The organism is Mycobacterium montefiorense, assembly GCF_003112775.1.
In the GTDB taxonomy this organism is placed as follows: Bacteria; Actinomycetota; Actinomycetes; order Mycobacteriales; family Mycobacteriaceae; genus Mycobacterium; species Mycobacterium montefiorense.
In genome coordinates this window covers 138,171-154,898 of sequence record NZ_BFCH01000011.1, presented here as the reverse complement: position 1 = coordinate 154,898, position 16,728 = coordinate 138,171, and the positions used below count along the sequence as shown (strand labels likewise).

Annotated in this window: 13 protein-coding genes; 4 read left to right on the top strand and 9 right to left on the bottom strand. The window is 66.5% G+C overall.

Annotated features, from left to right (window positions below; genetic code table 11):
- Positions 1–36 precede the first annotated feature (36 nt).
- Together DB708_RS08330 and DB708_RS08325 are read right to left on the bottom strand one after the other, a co-directional pair.
- Positions 37–957, bottom strand: coding sequence for a diacylglycerol kinase (locus DB708_RS08330; protein ID WP_108921472.1), 921 nt, complete (start codon positions 955–957; stop codon positions 37–39).
- A complete protein-coding gene (locus DB708_RS08325; protein WP_108921621.1) occupies positions 954–2,534 on the bottom strand; it encodes an FAD-binding oxidoreductase in 1,581 nt (526 codons plus the stop codon). The genes DB708_RS08330 and DB708_RS08325 overlap by 4 nt, the downstream gene beginning before the upstream one ends.
- Before the next feature lie 47 nt (positions 2,535–2,581).
- Here DB708_RS08325 and DB708_RS08320 point away from each other — a divergent pair, with 47 nt between their 5' ends.
- The 3 genes from DB708_RS08320 to DB708_RS08310 all read left to right on the top strand — a co-directional run bounded on the left by DB708_RS08320 (position 2,582) and on the right by DB708_RS08310 (position 6,142).
- On the top strand, positions 2,582–3,151 hold the full coding sequence (locus DB708_RS08320) for a TetR/AcrR family transcriptional regulator (protein WP_108921471.1): 570 nt from the start codon (positions 2,582–2,584) through the stop codon (positions 3,149–3,151).
- Positions 3,151–4,692 (top strand): glycerol-3-phosphate dehydrogenase/oxidase, encoded by a 1,542-nt coding sequence (locus tag DB708_RS08315; RefSeq protein ID WP_108921470.1) that lies wholly within the window; start codon positions 3,151–3,153, stop codon positions 4,690–4,692. The genes DB708_RS08320 and DB708_RS08315 overlap by 1 nt, the downstream gene beginning before the upstream one ends.
- 115 nt (positions 4,693–4,807) lie before the next feature.
- Positions 4,808–6,142: an MFS transporter gene (locus DB708_RS08310; protein WP_235616698.1), complete on the top strand. Its 1,335-nt coding sequence runs from the start codon at positions 4,808–4,810 to the stop codon at positions 6,140–6,142.
- Positions 6,143–6,200: 58 nt separating this feature from the next.
- Here the strand turns inward: DB708_RS08310 and DB708_RS08305 are convergent, their stop codons facing one another.
- From DB708_RS08305 to aceE, 7 genes are all read right to left on the bottom strand, one after another.
- On the bottom strand, positions 6,201–7,622 hold the full coding sequence (locus DB708_RS08305; protein WP_108921468.1) for an acyl-CoA carboxylase subunit beta: 1,422 nt from the start codon (positions 7,620–7,622) through the stop codon (positions 6,201–6,203).
- 39 nt (positions 7,623–7,661) lie between these two features.
- A complete protein-coding gene (gene kasB / locus DB708_RS08300) occupies positions 7,662–8,915 on the bottom strand; it encodes a 3-oxoacyl-ACP synthase KasB (protein WP_108921467.1) in 1,254 nt (417 codons plus the stop codon).
- A gap of 26 nt (positions 8,916–8,941) precedes the next feature.
- Positions 8,942–10,192 carry a 3-oxoacyl-ACP synthase KasA gene (gene kasA / locus DB708_RS08295; protein ID WP_108921466.1) on the bottom strand — a complete coding sequence of 417 codons (1,251 nt, stop codon included), beginning with the start codon at positions 10,190–10,192 and terminating at the stop codon, positions 8,942–8,944.
- The gene (gene acpM / locus DB708_RS08290) at positions 10,189–10,536 is read right to left on the bottom strand and encodes a meromycolate extension acyl carrier protein AcpM (RefSeq protein WP_108921465.1); all 348 of its coding nucleotides are present in this window, start codon (positions 10,534–10,536) and stop codon (positions 10,189–10,191) included. Before acpM ends, kasA begins: the two co-directional genes overlap by 4 nt.
- An 89-nt stretch (positions 10,537–10,625) precedes the next feature.
- The gene (locus tag DB708_RS08285) at positions 10,626–11,534 is read right to left on the bottom strand and encodes an ACP S-malonyltransferase (protein ID WP_108921464.1); all 909 of its coding nucleotides are present in this window, start codon (positions 11,532–11,534) and stop codon (positions 10,626–10,628) included.
- Positions 11,535–11,674: 140 nt separating this feature from the next.
- Positions 11,675–13,000, bottom strand: a complete 1,326-nt coding sequence (locus DB708_RS08280) for a PucR family transcriptional regulator (protein WP_108921463.1) — start codon at positions 12,998–13,000, stop codon at positions 11,675–11,677.
- Between the two features lie 159 nt (positions 13,001–13,159).
- Positions 13,160–15,952: a pyruvate dehydrogenase (acetyl-transferring), homodimeric type gene (gene aceE / locus DB708_RS08275; protein WP_108921462.1), complete on the bottom strand. Its 2,793-nt coding sequence runs from the start codon at positions 15,950–15,952 to the stop codon at positions 13,160–13,162.
- 174 nt (positions 15,953–16,126) lie between these two features.
- Here aceE and DB708_RS08270 point away from each other — a divergent pair, with 174 nt between their 5' ends.
- The gene (locus DB708_RS08270; RefSeq protein ID WP_108921461.1) at positions 16,127–16,717 is read left to right on the top strand and encodes a hypothetical protein; all 591 of its coding nucleotides are present in this window, start codon (positions 16,127–16,129) and stop codon (positions 16,715–16,717) included.
- Positions 16,718–16,728 lie beyond the last annotated feature (11 nt).

The window sequence follows — 16,728 nt, the reverse complement described above, 5'->3', positions numbered from 1 at the left end:
CTATCTGCCCAGATGTCGCGTTTGTCGCCCGAGTTGTTACACGCCCGCGCGCAGGATCTGCAGCGCGCCAGGCACCGCGGAAATCTCGGCGGGCAGCGGACAGGCGAAGTCGCCGTCGGCGTAGACGTTGATGCCGGGACATTCGACGTGGATCGTCGTAGCGCGTGCCGTGGACACCTCGTCGAGCTCGACGTGGGTGCCCTTCAGCACGGTGGGAAACAGCCGGACGAATTTCGTCCGGGATGCGGTGTGCGCCATCGTGATGTCGAGCAGGCCGTCGGTGTAATCGGCGTTCGGACAGATCAGCAGCCCGCCGCCGTAGCTTCGGGTATTTCCGAAGGCTGCCAGCGTGATATCCGCGTCGATCTCCCTGGTGCCGTCGAGCACCAAGCGAAACGGCAACTTCCGCAGTTGGGTGAGTTCGGCGAGCATTGCGACGTAGTAGCGCAGCCGCCCGTGCGGCCAGCTCATTCGATTGGCGCGATCGGTCACCAGGGAATCGAATCCGGTGGCCGCCACGGTGCCGAACCATTTATCGACACCCTTGCTATCCCGGATGCGGCCCAAGTCGATGGTTTGGGTCCAGCCGTCCGCGACGATGTCCGCGGCGGCCTCGGGATCCTTTGTCGGAATGCCGAATTCGCGAGCGTGGTCGTTGCCGGTGCCGGCCGGGATGATGCCCAGCGGAATGTCGGTGCCCGCCAGCACTTGTAGCGCGTTGGAGATGACGCCGTCGCCGCCGGTGGCCACCACCGCGTCGGTGCCGCGCTCGATTGCGGCGGCCGCGAGATGACGGGCGTCTTCGGCGTCGTCGCCGATGATCTCGACGACCTCGACACCGCGAGCGTGCAGCCGCGCGATGGCGGCCTGCGCCGCCTGCACCGCGGTGCCATGCCCTGAAAGGGGATTGGTCAACGCGGTCACCTTGCTGATCTCGCGCCGGCGCAGGCCTGTCACGGAATCAGCTTGCCGGGATTGAGGATTCCCGCCGGATCCAGCGTCGCTTTGACCGCGCGCAACACCTGCACGCCCAGATCGCCGACCTCGTCGCGCATCCAGGGCCGGTGATCGGCACCGACCGCGTGGTGATGCGTGATGGTGCCGCCGGTGGCGATGATCGCGTCCGATGCGGCCGTCTTGGCGGCCTGCCACTGCTCGATCGGATTGCCGCGCTGCCCGGCGACGACGGTGAAGTACAACGATGCGCCGGTCGGGTACACGTGCGAAATGTGGCACATCACCAGCGCCGGTGTCCCGGTTTCGGCCAACGCGGTGGTGAGCGCTTCGGTGACGGCGGCCTTGAGCGCCGGGATGTTGGACCAATCGGTGGCGGTCTCCAGCGTCTCGCAGAGCGCACCCGCGGCCAGCAGTGAATCGCGCAGGTACGGTGCGCCGAACCGGCCGCGCTCCCACGCCTGGGCGGGACCTTCACCCAGCGACGTACCGCCTTGGGCGGTCAGCAGTTTGCGGGTCTCGGCATGCCGGCTCTCGACGTGTTCCCTGGTGCCCTCGAACACGGTGATTCCCAGGCAACCGCCGGTGATCTGGTTTTCGCCGATCGCCTCGGTGGTGGCCAGATTGACCCCGGTTTCGGCCTCATCGGAGAGCCGAACAACGGTGGGGCCGGTCGCGTTCTGGGTGACCGCGCGCAGCGCGGCCGCTCCGGTCGCGAAGTCGGGGAACGACCAGGCCTCGTAGCCGACGGCTTCCGGTGTCCGGTGCACCCGCAGCCGCACCTGGGTGATCACGCCGAAGGTGCCCTCCGACCCGATCAGCAGTTGACGTAGGTCGGGGCCGGCGGCCGATTCCGGTCCGCGGCCCAGCTCCAACGTTCCCGCGGGGGTGATCATCCGCAGCCCGCGCACCATGTCGTTGAACCGGCCGTAGCCGGCCGAGTCCTGACCCGAGGAGCGGGTCGCCGCGAAGCCGCCGATGGTGGCGTATTCGAAGCTCTGCGGGAAATGTCCGAGCGAGAAACCTCGCTCGCCGAGCAGGCGTTCGGCGTCCGGGCCGGTGAGGCCCGCCCCCAGGACAGCCTGCCCGGATACCTCGTCAAGCGAGATGAGCTGGTCAAACCGACGCAGGTCGACGGAGACGACGGCGCCGAAGTCGCCGCGGGTGGGATTGAGTCCGCCGGTCACGCTGGTGCCGCCGCCGAACGGGATGACGGCGATGGCGTGCTCGGAGCAGTAGCGCAGGATCGCGGCGACGGCGTCGTCATCGCCGGGCAGCAGGATGGCGTCGGGCGCATCCTGTACTCCGGTGTCCTTGCGCCGCAGCAGGTCCAGGGTGGACTTGCCACCGGCATGCAGCAGCCGATCGCGATCGTCGGTGCGGCAATAGTCGGCGCCGACGATCGCGGCGAGCGCATCGGAATCCGCCTTCGACAGCGCCGACGGGCGCAGCTGTACCTGGTCGGCGCCGAGTTGGGGCGCCTGGGACTCTTCGAGGCCGACGGCTTGTTTCAGCAGCGCCCGGATGCCGTCGGAGAGGGGTTTGGCGCTAGCGGGATCTCCCCACGCGTTCCAATTCATCGGCGGAAGGAGTTGCTCGGGATGCGTCATGCGTTACAGTATTACATATGCTGTCAATCAGTAACGCTGGATTGGATGTCGGCGAGCGGATCCTGGCGGCGGCCGCTAGCTGCGTGGCCGATTTCGGGATAGACCGGGTGACCCTCGCCGAAATTGCCCGGCGCGCGGGCGTGAGCCGGCCGACCGTGTACCGCCGCTGGCCGGACACACAGTCGATCGTGGCTGCGCTGCTGACCCAGCGCATCAAGGGGGTGATGCAGGACGCGCCATTGCGGGGAGACGACCGCGAATCGCTTGTGCGCCAGATCGTTTCGGTGGCCGACTTGCTGCGTCGCGACGAGCTGATCATGTCGGTGATGCATTCGCAGCTGGCGCCGGTCTACATCACCGACCGCCTGGGGGAGAGCCAGCAGATGCTGATCGGCGCGCTTGCCGACCGGTTGCGGGTGGCCCAGCGGCACGGCTCCGTGCGCGCGGGCGACCCACTGCAGCTGGCCACCATGGTGTTGCTGATCGCCCAGTCGACTATCCAGTCCGAGCAGATCGTGCGCCCGATCCTTGACGCCGACGCGCTAGCCACCGAACTCGCCCACTCGCTGAACGGATACCTGTCCTGATGACCGCCTTGAATGCTGCCCGCCGCACCGCCGACCTGCACGCGCTTGCCGACGGCGAGCCGCTGGACGTGGTGGTGATCGGCGGCGGGATCACCGGCGTCGGGATCGCGCTCGACGCCGCGTCGCGGGGCCTGCGCGTGGCGCTGGTCGAGAAACACGACTTGGCGTTCGGCACCAGCCGCTGGAGCTCCAAACTGGTCCATGGTGGTCTGCGCTACCTGGCGACTGGCAACGTGGGGATCGCCCGCCGTAGCGCCATCGAACGCGGAATCCTGATGACGCGCAACGCCCCTCACCTCGTGCATGCGATGCCGCAGCTGGTGCCGTTGCTGCCGTCGATGAGCCATCCTAAGCGCGCGTTGGTGCGCGCGGGATTCGTCGCCGGTGACGCGTTGCGGATGCTTGCGGGAACGCCGTCGTCGACCCTCCCCCGCTCGCGCTGGGTGTCGGCGCAACGCGTCGTCGAGATGGCGCCCACGGTGCGCCGCGACGGCCTCGACGGGGGACTGCTGGCCTACGACGGGCAGCTGATCGACGACGCCCGGCTGGTCACCGCCGTCGCCCGCACCGCGGCCCAGCACGGCGCCCGGATCCTCACCTACGTCGCGGCATCCGAGGCCACCGGCAGCTCGGTGCGCTTGACCGATCAGCGCACCGGGCAGTCGTTCGATGTGTCGGCCGGCGCGGTGATCAACGCTGCCGGGGTGTGGGCAGGCGATATCGACGGCTCGTTGCGGTTGCGGCCCAGCCGCGGGACCCATTTGGTCTTCGATGCCAACGCCCTGGGCAATCCGACTGCGGCACTGACGATTCCGATTCCCGGCGAGCTGAACCGCTTCGTGTTCGCCATGCCCGAGCAACTGGGCCGCGTGTACCTCGGGCTGACGGATGAAGCCGCCCCGGGTCCGATTCCCGATGTGCCGGAACCGTCCGACGCAGAGACCGCCTTCCTGCTGGACACGGTGAACACCGCGCTGGGAACCGCGCTGCGAACCACCGATGTCGTCGGCGCCTACGCCGGCCTGCGGCCGTTGATCGACACCGGTGCGGGCCGCACCGCCGACGTGTCACGTGAGCACGCGGTCGTCGAGTCGCAGTCCGGGGTGATCAGCATTATCGGCGGCAAGCTGACCGAGTACCGCTACATGGCGCAGGACGTGCTGGACCGTGCTGTCAGCCTGCGACACCTGCCGGCCGGGAGCTGCCGGACCCGCAATCTGCCGCTGATCGGCGCGCCGTCCAACCCCGGACCGGCCGCGGGTGCTGGGGCCGGTCCAGGGGCCGGACTGCCGGCGTCGCTGGTGGCGCGCTATGGCGCCGAGGCGCCCCACGTCATCGCCAGCGCCACCTGCGAGCGTCCCACCGAGCCGGTCGCCGAGGGCATCGACGTGACCCGCGCGGAGTTCGAGTACGCCGTCACTCACGAGTGCGCACTCGACGTCGACGACATCCTCGATCGCCGGACCCGGATCGGCCTGGTGACCCGCGATCGGGAGCGAGCGGTCGCCGCGGCGGCGGAGTTGCTCGCGGTCAAGGGTTAATCCTGTCTCCCTGCTTGGATCCGGCCGGGTGCGGGTAACTAGCACTGCGATGGACATCGATGGCGCTCAGCAGAAGTGGGCGCGCGACGAGATCACGGTCACCGATCCGCGTGCGATGTCCCAAGCCATTGCGGCCACCGCGATCGGCAATGTCATGGAGTGGTACGACTTCGGCGTCTACGGCTACATTGCCACCACCATCGCGCAGGTGTTTTATCCCGGGAACAGCGTGAGCGCTGTGCACTTGATTGCCACCTTTGGCACCGTGGCGGCGGCGTTTGTGGTGCGTCCGCTGGGCGGCATGATCTTTGGCCCGCTCGGTGATCGCATCGGCCGCAAGCGGGTGCTGGTGATCACGATCCTGATGATGACGGCCGGCACCACGATGAGCGGCCTGCTGCCTGGTTATGCCCAGATCGGCATCTGGGCGCCGATCCTGCTCGTCGTCGCCCGCGTGTTCCAGGGGTTGTCCACCGGCGGCGAATTCGTCGGTGCGATGACATACCTGGTGGAGCAGTCACCAGACCGCAAGCGCGGCATGCTGGTCGGGTTCCTGCCGTTGGGCAACCTGATCGGCTTTGTGGTTGTTGGCTTCCTGGTGACGGGGCTGCAGGCGTGGCTGCCACGTCACGACTGGCTGGCTTGGGGCTGGCGGGTGCCCTTGCTGTTGGCCGCACCGTTGGGGCTGATCGCGCTTTACATGCGACTGCGACTGCATGAGTCAGCGGCCTTCACCCAGATCAGTCAGAAATCCGATGCCGTCCAAGAGGGCGGCCGTCACCAGTTTCGGCACACCGTCATGGAGCAGTGGCGGCCGATGCTGATCTGCGCCGCCCTGGTGCTGACCTCCCAGGTCGCCGATTTCATGGTCACCGGCTACCTGCCGACATATCTGAAAACGGTTGTGCACCTTGGGGAAACCCCGGCGCTGGTACTGATCTTGGTCACCCTGGCCATCCTGATGGCCACGATCGTGTTCGTCGCGAAGTTATCCGACCGTATCGGCGTGAAGCCGATCATGCGGACGGGTTGTGTCCTGCTAATCGCGGCTTCGATCCCGGCGTTTCTGCTGATGCGCCACGGCGGTATCTATCCGGTGATCTTCCTTGGGGTGCTGCTGATCGGGCTGATGGAACTCTGTTTCGACAGCACGACACCGTCGGCGTTACCGGCACTGTTCCCGACCAGGGTGCGCTACGGAGCGTTGGCCATTTCCTACAACCTGTCGATCTCCAGCGTCGGCGGCACCACTCCGTTGATTGCTGAAGCGCTGGTATCGAGCACCGGCAATGAGATGATGCCGGCCTACATGCTGATGTTCGCGGGCCTGGTCGGCGTGATCACCCTACGGTTCACGCCAGAGGTGGCCGGCAAGCCGTTGCCCGGGTCCGGTCCCGCGGTCGAGACCGAGGCGGAAGCCGAAGAATTGGCGAGCGGCTCGCCAGCGTAAGCCCACTGCGAAATTCGGTGTGATATTTCGCAGTGGGCTTACGCTCGCGGGAAGAGATTTACAGCGGGATGTTCTTGTGGCGCCCGCGACGTGCAGGTGCCTCCGCCAGCGCCTCGGTGAGCTTGCTGCGGGTATGCGCCGGATCGATCTTCTCGTCGACCACGCCGATCTCGATGGCGCTGTCCACGCCGCCGGCGATCCGCTCGTGCTCCTCGGCCAACTCGTCGTGCAGCGCTTCGCGCTCGTGGTCGGGCGCGGCGGCCAGCTTCTTCTTGTGCAGGATGCCGACCGCGGCCTTGGCGCCCATCACCGCCACCTCGGCGTCCGGCCAGGCGTACACCTTGGTCGCGTTCAGCGAGCGCGAGTTCATCGCAATGTAGGCCCCGCCGTAGGTCTTTCGGGTGACCAGCGTGACCCGCGGAACGCTGGCCTCACCGAACGCGTGCAGCAGCTTGGCGCCGCGGCGAACCACGCCGCCCCACTCCTGGTCGACACCGGGCAGGTAACCCGGCACATCGACGACCACGATCAGTGGAATCCCGAACGCGTCGCACAGCCGCACGAAACGGGCTGCCTTCTCGGCGCTTTCGGAGTTCAGGCAACCACCTAGCCGCAGCGGGTTGTTGGCCAGCACGCCCACCGAACGGCCGGACAGCCGGCCCAGGCCGACCACCATCGACGGCGCCCAGTTGGCCTGGAACTCGTCGAACGGTGTGTCGTCGTCGAGGATCGCAGTCACGATCGGGTGGACGTCGTAGGCGCGCCGCGCCGAGTCCGGCAGCAGCGCGTGGATGTCGGTGTCACCGGCTTCGGCCTTGTTACGGTCGAAATGCCCCTGCTGGCAGAACAATCCAACCAGCCGGCGGCCACGCTCGTAAGCGTTGAGCTCGTCGTCGGCGACGATGTGGCACACCCCGGACTTCTTGTGGTGAGTTTCGGGGCCACCGAGCGAGCACATGTCCACGTTCTCGCCGGTGACGCTGCGCACCACGTCCGGCCCGGTGACGAACACCCGGCTTTCGGGCGCCATCACGATGACGTCGGTCAGCGCCGGTCCGTAGGCGGCACCGCCGGCCGCGAAGCCGACGACCACCGAGACCTGCGGGATATAGCCCGAAGCCCGAATCATGGCCTCGAACACCAGGCCAACCGCGTGCAGTGCCTTGACACCTTCGGCCAACCGGGCACCACCGGAGTGCCAGATGCCCACGATCGGGCTCTGCTCCTCGATGGCGGTGTCGTAGGCGTTGACGATGTGCGTGCAGCCTTCGATGCCCATCGCGCCGCCCATCACCGTTCCGTCGGTGCAGAAGGCAATGGTGCGAACACCATTCACGGTGCCCGATGCCGCAAGCACACCGGAACGGTCACGCTCGTGCAGTAAGGCAACGGTGCCGTCGTCGAAGAAATTGCTCAGACGCAGCAAGGGGTCGCGGGGGTCGAGCGACTCGCCAACTGCCTCGGGGGCCATGAGTGTCATCGCAGGTCTCCTGTTTCCGGTGAATCAATACCGCTGGGTTTAATACCGTCCAAAGGTGATCGCCGCGTTGTGACCGCCGAATCCGAACGAGTTGTTAATCGCGAACCGGTAGTTGCCCGGCCGCGGCTTACCCGCCACCACGTCCAAATCGATTTCTGGATCGAGGTTTACCAAATTCAGTGTCGGCGGGATCACCTGCTCCCGCAACGCGAGGACCGTCAAGATTGATTCCAACGCACCGACCGCACCCACCGAGTGGCCGAGCGCCGCCTTGGGCGCGTAGACCGCGGGGTGGTGGTTGCCCAAAGCCCGGTTGATGGCCTTGCTCTCGGCAAGGTCGCCGACCTGGGTGCCGGTGGCATGGGCGTTGACGTGGTCGATCTCGGTGGGGGTGATGCCCGCGAGCTGGATCGCCCGCGTCATCGCATGCCCGGCACGTTCGCCGTTGGGATCCGGTGCGACCATGTGGAATCCGTCCGAGGTCACGCTGGCTCCCATGATGCGGGCCAGGATATTGGCGCCGCGGGCTTTCGCATGCTCCTCGGTCTCGATGACCATGAGCGCGCCGGCCTCACCGAACACGAAGCCGTTCCGGTCCTTGTCGAACGGGCGGCACGCGCCGGCGGGGTCGTCGTTGGTGGTCGACATGACGACGCGCATCGCGGCGAACGCCGCGATCGGCACCGCCTCGATCTGGGTCTCGACGCCGCCGCAAATGGCGATGTCGGCTTCGCCCAGCACGATCTGCTGCCACGCCCGGGCGATGGCCTCGCAGCCGGATGCGCACGCCGAGACCGGCGTCATGACCCCGGCCTTGGCATGCCGTTCCAGGCCGACCGCCGCGGCGGCTCCGTTGGGCATGTACTTCTGCACGCCGAGTGGCGAGACAGCCTTCATGCCGCGCTCGCGCATGCCGTCGTAGCTGAACACCAGTTCCTCGGACGAGCCGAGGCCGGTGCCGATCGACACCGCCAACCGGTTGGTGTCGACTTCAGGCGAACCGGCGTTCTCCCACACCCGGCGGCCCACGACGGTGGACATTCTCTGCAGGTAGCCGGTGCGACGCAGCTCGATACGCGTGAGCTGACTGTCGAACTCCTCCACCAGATGCCCGCCGATGCGAACCGGCAGGTCGTACAGTTCGACGAACGGGTCGGTGAGCGTACGGATTCCACTCTGGCCGTCTAGCAGCAACTTCCAGGTGTTTTCCGCATCGGGTGCCAAAGCAGTCGTCGCGGCAATGCCGGTGACGACCACATTGGGGAAAGCTTTCCCCGTAACCAGTTCTGTCATGGGAGTGACGAACGTTCCTCTCGTGCTCAGTAACGCCCGAAGGCGAGGGCCACGTTGTGGCCGCCGAACCCGAATGAGTTGTTGATCGCATAACGGAAATCACCGGTGCGAGGTTCGCCCGCAACGACATCCAGCGCGATCTCGGGATCGGGGGTTTCGTAGTTCAGGGTCGGCGGAATGACCCCATCCCTTAGTGACAGCACCGTGAGCACCGACTCGAGCGCCCCGACCGCGCCGATAGAGTGCCCCAGCGCCGATTTCGGCGCGTACACGGCGGCCCGTTCGCATCCGGCAACCCGGATGGCATTGGCCTCTGCGGTGTCGCCGATCGGCGTCGCCGTCCCGTGTGCGTTCACATGGTCGATGTCCTTGGCGGACAAGCCCGCCAGCTCCAGCGCCCGGGTCATCGCCCGACCGGCGCGAACACCGTCCGCCGCGGGCGCCACCATGTGGAAGGCGTCCGAGGTGATGCCGGAACCCATCAACCGGGCCAACGGCTTGGCGCCGCGGGCCTTGGCGTGCTCCTCGGTCTCGATGAGCATGAGCGCCCCGGCCTCGCCGAACACGAAGCCGTCGCGGTCTTTGTCGAACGGCCGCGACGCCCGCTCGGGCTCGTCGTTGCGAGTCGACATGGCCCGCATCATCGAGAACGCCGCGATGGGCAGCGCCTCGATCGGCCCTTCGACACCGCCGCAGACGGCGACCTCAGCATCACCCATGACGATCTGGCGCCAGGCGTGGGCGATTGCCTCGGAGCCCGACGAACACGCCGACACCGGGGTGATGACCCCGGCCCGCGCTCCGAGCTCCAGACCGACGACCGCAGCGGCACCGTTGGGCATGATCATCTGAACGGCGAGCGGCGACACCTTGCGGGGGCCGCCCTCGTTCATCAGGTCATAGCTCTCGACGATCCGCTCGGCGCCACCTAGACCGGTGCCCACCACGACGGTGAACCGGTCCGGATCGAGCTCCGGGTTGCCCGCCGACTCCCACAGCTGGCCGCAGAGATACTTGGCCAAGCGCTGGACATACGACATGCGCCGCATGTCCAGCCTGCTCATGTGGTCATCGATCGGCTCTTTGAGGTGCCCACCGATCCTGACGGGCAGGTCCCATTTGGTGACGAACTCATCTTCGAGGACGCGGATGCCGCTCTCGCCAGCCAGCAAGCCCTTCCACGTGCTCTCGATGTCCGGCGCGATCGACGTCGTCGCCGCGACAGCGGTTACCACAACATTGGGGTAACCGCCGTTAGCAGTGGAAGGCTTGGTCACTTGCTGTCCGCTTCCAGCCTTGCCTGAACGTTGGCAGCAGCGTCGGGGTTCTCGGCGACGAGCTTGGTGCGCAGCGCCTCGGCGGCCTCGGGGTTCTCTTCTTCAAGCTTCTGGATGTAGGAGACGACGTCACCAACGGTGCGCAGGCCGGCAAGGTCCTCGTCCGGGATCTTCACGCCGTACTTGTCCTCGGTCTGGACGGCGATCTCAACCATCGACAGCGAGTCGATGTCCAGGTCGTCGACGAACGACTTTTCCGGGGTGACCTCGGAAGGCTCGATACCGGTGACCTCTTCGATGATCTCGGCGATACCGGCGATGATTTCTTCCTGGCTAACAGACACAGCCTTATTTCCCTTCGTAATGTGTTGTGTGCAAATCGGATTGATGTGCTCTTATGCGGTTGTACTGGCTACAACTGGCCGAGCTGGCGTTAGATGTCAGCCAGCGCGTCCAGGTCTGCGGGCGTTTTGACGGCACGGACCGTCACCCCCCGAAGTTCACGTTTGGCGATGCCGGCGAGCGTGCCCGCGGGCGGGAACTCGACGATCGCCTTGACACTGTGCTCGGCCATCGTTGCGGTGCACAGGTCCCACCGCACCGGCTGGGTCAACTGAGCGACCAGCGTTTCCATCGCCACCGCCGCCGTAGTGACGGGCTTTCCGTCGCGGTTGGACAGCAGGGTGGCAGTGGGCTCGGCGGTCGCGATAGCGGCCGCCGCAGCGGCGTAGCCGTCCAGCGCGGACGCCATGAACTTGGTGTGAAACGCTCCGGCCACACCGAGAGCGCGTACCCGGGCCTTGGCCGGCGGGTCTTCGGCGAGCTTTTCCAGCGCGGTCAGCGGGCCGGCGGCGACGATCTGGCCGGCAGCATTGCGGTTCGCGGGGATCAGATCGAGCTGCTCGAGGCGGGTCAGGACTTCGGTCTCGTCGCCGCCCAGCACTGCGGACATGCCGGTCGGCTCGGCGGCACACGCCTTGGCCATCTCGGCGCCACGGGTGGCGGCCAGCGCGACGGCGTCATCGGCCGCGATCACACCGGCGATCGCGTAGGCGGCGATCTCGCCGACCGAGTGGCCGGCCACGATGAAGTCCTCGCCGGCGAACACGCCGCGCTTGGTCAGCTCCTGATGCGCGAGCAGGGTGGCCGCGACGACCAGTGGCTGGGTGATCGCCGTGTCGGTGATCTCTTCGTTCGACGCGGTGGTGCCCAGACGGACCAGGTCCAGGCCGCTGGCCTTGGACCACAGAGTCATCTGCTCTGTCGCCCCTGGCAATTCCAGCCACGGCGAGAGCATCCCCTCCGTCTGCGAACCCTGTCCGGGCGCGAGTAATGCAATCACGTGTCTAAGAGAACACTGTGGAAACGGTTTTGGCGGGTGTAACAGATTATGAACCTCGTCTTAGGTTTTTGTGGAAACCCCACAAAACCGCTCGACAAGCTACGTATTTGATACCGCGCCGCGATCTGTTGCCTGAATCACTATCGCATGGAAGGCGTCGCAGAACCCCCTCTGACCGGCAGCGGGACCGCCGGCATCGCGCTGGTACCAACACTAGAGGGATGGGTGGGGTAGTTGAGTTGGCCGACCGTCGCGGCCACTCGCAACACGTACGCGTCGCGTGGTTGCGTGGGATCACGCCCGGTGAAGTCGGTGATGCGCTTGAGTCGATATCGCACGGTGTTTGGATGAACGAACAACTTGCGGGCGCAAGCCTCGATCGCGCCGCCGCAATCTAAGTAAGCATCAAGAGTTTCGATCAGCGTGGGCCCGGCGTCGGCCAGTGGCCCCATCACGTCGGTGTGCAACGCGACGATGGCCGACGCATCTCCCATCAGCGCACGTTCTGGCAGCAGCTCACGCGCCAGCACGGGCCGCGGTGCACCGCCCCAGCCGGCAACGGCGTTCATCCCCGAGATGGCTTCGCTTGCACTGTGATAGGCCGCGGTCAGCATCGGCGCGGTGGGCCCGATGACCACCGGGCCGTCGGCGAACGCCCTCAATAGATCGCCCAGAAACTTGTCCGTCGGCGACAACTGCCCCGACACAATGGCCACCAGCCAGGTGCCGTGCACATCGGTGAGGGCCGCGCGGCCGTGCAGAGCGGCCGTGTCGCGGACGATCTGGCTGGCCCGCTCGCTGGCACCCTCGCTGTTGGTGTTGTCACGGTTGGGAGCCGGCGTCCCGACCACCACCGTCGCCGGCGCGGTGGTGTCCCAGTTCAGCGCGGCCGCTCGGGACAACAGCTCGGGGCCGGTGTCGCCGCGCACCACGGCGTCGACCACGCTGGCCTCCATCCGGCTGTCCCAGCTGCCCCGTGCTTCGGCCGCGTCGGCGTACTCGCCGGCGAAGGTGAACGCGAGGTCGCGGCTGTACTTCAAGATCCCCACCGTCAGCGCGGTCAACTGCTCTTCGGAGCGGGCCAGCAGTGGCACGACTTCCTCGAAGAACTCCATCGTTACCCGCACCATGTCCACGCTGTGGCGCAGCGCGATCCGACGGGTCAGGTCCTGGGGCACCAGCTCAAAGGCTTGTGCGGTGTAGCTGACATTGCTGTGCGGGTCGTGCATCCACTCGACGAAGTTCACGACGGCCGTCTGCACGACCAGCGCCACGCTGGCGCGTTGGGAGGCTTCCAGTTCGGCGAAGAACGGCAGTCGGTCCTGCATGGCCGACACTGCTTCGGTGGCCAACCGGCCGGAATACTGCTTCAGCCGACGCAGCACGGATTCCGGGACCGTATCCAAGGTTTCGAGGGGTGACCTCGGATGCTTGGCAAATGGGCCAGCGAAGGGGTTGTCATTCACCCCTAAAAGCTACGCCTGATTTCTGGAACTTTCCCATAAAGCAGGCGGGGTCTTACCGGGGTGTCACGGGGTACGGGCAAGCACCCCCGGCCGAACGTGACGCTGCAGCCACGCTCGGTGCCCACCGTGACTGCAGTGTCACGTTCGGCGGAAGCCGACCTATGCGCCGGGCCCGGGATCGGACGTCTGCTTCGGGGCGGCCTGCACGTTGTCGATCTGGTACTGACGCGCCGCCGCGATCGGCACCGACGGGTCGATTTCGCCGTCGCGGGCCAGCGCTTCGAGCACCGCCACCACCTGCGACTCGGCGTCGGTGTTGAAGTACCGCCGGGCCGCCGGCCGGGTATCGGAGAAGCCGAACCCGTCGGTGCCCAGCGTGACGTAAGTGCCGGGCACCCACGGCCGGATCTGCTCGGGCACCGCCCGCATCCAGTCTGATACGGCGATCACCGGTCCGGTTGCGCCCTCGAGCGCCTTCGTGACGTAGGGGACGCCGGCCGTCTTCTCGGGGTGGCGCAGCTGCTCGCGCTGGATCGCCAGCCCGTCGCGGTTCAGTTCACCCCAGCTGGTCACCGACCACACGTCGGCGGCCACATCCCATTCGGCGGCGAGCAGCTCGGCGGCCTTGACCGCCGACGGCATCGCGACCCCTGAGGCCAGGATCTGCGCGGCGTTGGTGCGCTGCTCGGTGGCCGCTTGGTAGCGGTAGATCCCACGCAGCACGCCTTCGGGATCGAGGTTGTGCGGCTCCGGCGGCTGCACATACGGCTCGTTATAGATCGTGATGTAGAAGTAGACGTTCTCGGGGTTCTGGCCGAACATCCGCGCCAGCCCGCTCTCGATGATGTAGGCGATCTCGTAGGCGAACGCCGGGTCGTAGGACACCACCGCCGGATTGGTGGCGGCCAACAGCAGCGAATGTCCGTCGGCGTGCTGCAGGCCTTCACCGGTCAGGGTGGTGCGTCCAGCGGTGGCCCCGAGCAAGAAGCCGCGCGCCATCTGATCGGCCGCGGCCCACAAGCTGTCGCCGGTGCGCTGGAACCCGAACATCGAATAGAAGATGTAGATCGGGATCATCGGCTCGTTGTGCGTCGCATACGACGTGCCGGCCGCGGTGAACGAGGCCACCGACCCGGCTTCGTTGATGCCCTCGTGCAGGATCTGCCCGACTTCACTTTCCTTGTACGCCAACATCAGATCGGCGTCGACGGCCGTGTAGAGCTGGCCGTTGCGGTTGTAGATCTTCAGCGACGGGAACCACGAGTCCATCCCGAACGTGCGTGCCTCGTCCGGGATGATCGGCACGATACGCGGGCCAATCTCCTTGTCCCGCAACACTTCTTTGAAGGTTCGGACCGTCGCCATGGTGGTGGCGACCTCTTGGGTGCCCGAGCCCTTCTTCAGCGCGGCGTAGATGTCGCGGCTCGGAAGCTTGAACGCCTTGGCCTTGGTCGGGCGCTCTGGCAGGAAGCCGCCCAGCGTGCGGCGCCGGTCCAGCATGTAGCGGATCTCGGGGGCGTCGGGTCCCGGGTGGTAGTAGGGCGGCAGGTAGGGGTCTTCCTCCAGCTGAGCGTCGCTGATCGGAATCCGGATGGCGTCGCGGAAGTACTTAAGGTCTTCTATCGCAAGCTTTTTCATCTGGTGTGTGGCGTTGCGGCCCTGGAAGTGAGCACCCAGCGAATAACCCTTGATCGTCTTTGCCAGGATCACCGTCGGCTGTCCCTTATGGTCTACCGCGCCCCGATAGGCGGCATAGACCTTGCGGTAGTCGTGGCCACCACGCTTGAGGTTCCAGATCTCGGCGTCGGTCATCGGCTCGACCAGGGCCTTGGTGCGCGGGTCGCGGCCGAAGAAGTGGTCGCGGACGTAGGCGCCGTCGTTGGCCTTGTAGGTCTGGTAGTCGCCGTCGGGCGTGGTGTTCATCAAATTCACCAGCGCGCCGTCCTTGTCGGCGTGCAGCAGGGCGTCCCACTCGCGGCCCCAGACCACCTTGATGACGTTCCAGCCGGCGCCGCGGAAGAAGGACTCCAGCTCCTGGATGATCTTGCCGTTGCCGCGCACCGGACCGTCGAGCCGCTGCAGGTTGCAGTTGATGACGAAGGTCAGGTTGTCCAGCGCCTCGTTGGCGGCGACCTGGATCAGGCCGCGGCTCTCCGGCTCGTCCATCTCGCCGTCGCCGAGGAACGCCCACACATGCTGATCGGAGGTGTCCTTGATGCCGCGGTCGTGCAGGTAGTGGTTGAACCGGGCCTGGTAGATGGCGTTCATCGGGCCGAGGCCCATCGACACCGTCGGGAACTCCCAGAAATCGGGCATCAGCCGCGGGTGCGGGTAGGACGGCAGGCCGCCGCCCGGGTGGCTGTGCTCCTGCCGGAAGCCGTCGAGCCGGTCGGTGGTCAGCCGGCCCTCCAGGAAAGCGCGCGCGTAAATCCCCGGCGACGCGTGGCCCTGGATGAACACCTGGTCCCCGCCACCGGGATGCGTCTTGCCACGGAAGAAGTGGTTGAAACCGACCTCGTACAGCGCCGCCGACGAGGCGTACGTCGAAATGTGGCCGCCCACGCCGATTCCGGGACGCTGGGCGCGGTGCACCATGATGGCGGCATTCCACCGGATCCACGCGCGGAAGCGCCGCTCGACGTCCTCGTCGCCGGGGAACCACGGTTCCAGCTCGGTCGGAATGGTGTTGACGTAGTCGGTCGACGTCAGTGCCGGGATGGCCACCCGCTGTTCACTCGCTCGCTCCAGCAGCCGCAGCATCAGGTAGCGCGCCCGCGCCGGGCCCGAGCGCGCCAGCAGGTCGTCGAAGGACTCCAGCCACTCCGAGGTTTCCTCGGGGTCGATGTCGGGCAGATACGACGCCACGCCCTCGCGGATCACCCGGACGCGATCGGGTTCGCTTCCGTTGCTTGGGGTTTTGGCCAGATCGTGGCGTGCGAACTCGGTCGTCAACGCACTACTCCTGCTCTCGGCGGTTACCTGCATGCGTGTTCGTCTTCTATCGTGCCGTACCGGCGCTTCGGGCGGGTAGCCGCAATCGGTTCGCCTGCCAAGGGTCACCCGCCGACACCAAACCTCGGTGCGTCGGGGGCAACAGCAATCGCCCACCCGGTAACGTCAGAACCCGTGCTCACCGGATGGAAAGTCGTCCCGCGCACGCGTGGGGGAGAGTTCCCCAAGCGTGGCGTGCTGGCGCTTGGCTGCATCGCAACCGCGCTGATGGGCATCGTGGGGTGCACCACTGTCACCAACGGCACGGCGACACCCGACACGAAGGTCGCGCCGGCTTACCGGCAGTCGGTGTCGTCATCGGTGTCCGCTTCGATCGCGACGTCGAGCGTTCGGGAGTCCCAGCGGCAACAGTCGCTGACGACCAAGGCGGTGCGCAGCTCGTGCGACTCGCTGGCGACCACCAGCAAGGAAGCGATCGACAAGGTGAATGCCTATGTCGGGGCGTTCAACGGCGGCCGCGGTACCGGCCCGTTCGAAGGCCCGGCGATCGATGCGCTCAACAACAGCGCCTCGACGGTGGGCAACAATTTCAACGATGCCCTGTCGTCGCAGCTGAAGGACGCATTCAACTCTTATATCGACGCGGCGCACGGGGTGGCGAACGCGATCGGCACCCACGCGGGGACCGGTGAATTCAACCGGCGGGTCGATCAACTCAACGACACCAAGACCAAGGCGCTGAAACTCTGCCTGGCGTCCTTCTGAGGTGGAGTGTG

Bases quoted from the DNA above. Each gene is read 5' to 3' on its own strand.
- DB708_RS08325 (WP_108921621.1), bottom strand. From the start codon at position 2,534: ATGAATTGGAACGCGTGGGGAGATCCCGCTAGCGCCAAACCCCTCTCC.
- DB708_RS08320 (WP_108921471.1), top strand. From the start codon at position 2,582: ATGCTGTCAATCAGTAACGCTGGATTGGATGTCGGCGAGCGGATCCTG.
- DB708_RS08315 (WP_108921470.1), top strand. From the start codon at position 3,151: ATGACCGCCTTGAATGCTGCCCGCCGCACCGCCGACCTGCACGCGCTT.
- DB708_RS08310 (WP_235616698.1), top strand. From the start codon at position 4,808: ATGTCCCAAGCCATTGCGGCCACCGCGATCGGCAATGTCATGGAGTGG.
- DB708_RS08305 (WP_108921468.1), bottom strand. From the start codon at position 7,622: ATGACACTCATGGCCCCCGAGGCAGTTGGCGAGTCGCTCGACCCCCGC.
- kasB (WP_108921467.1), bottom strand. From the start codon at position 8,915: ATGACAGAACTGGTTACGGGGAAAGCTTTCCCCAATGTGGTCGTCACC.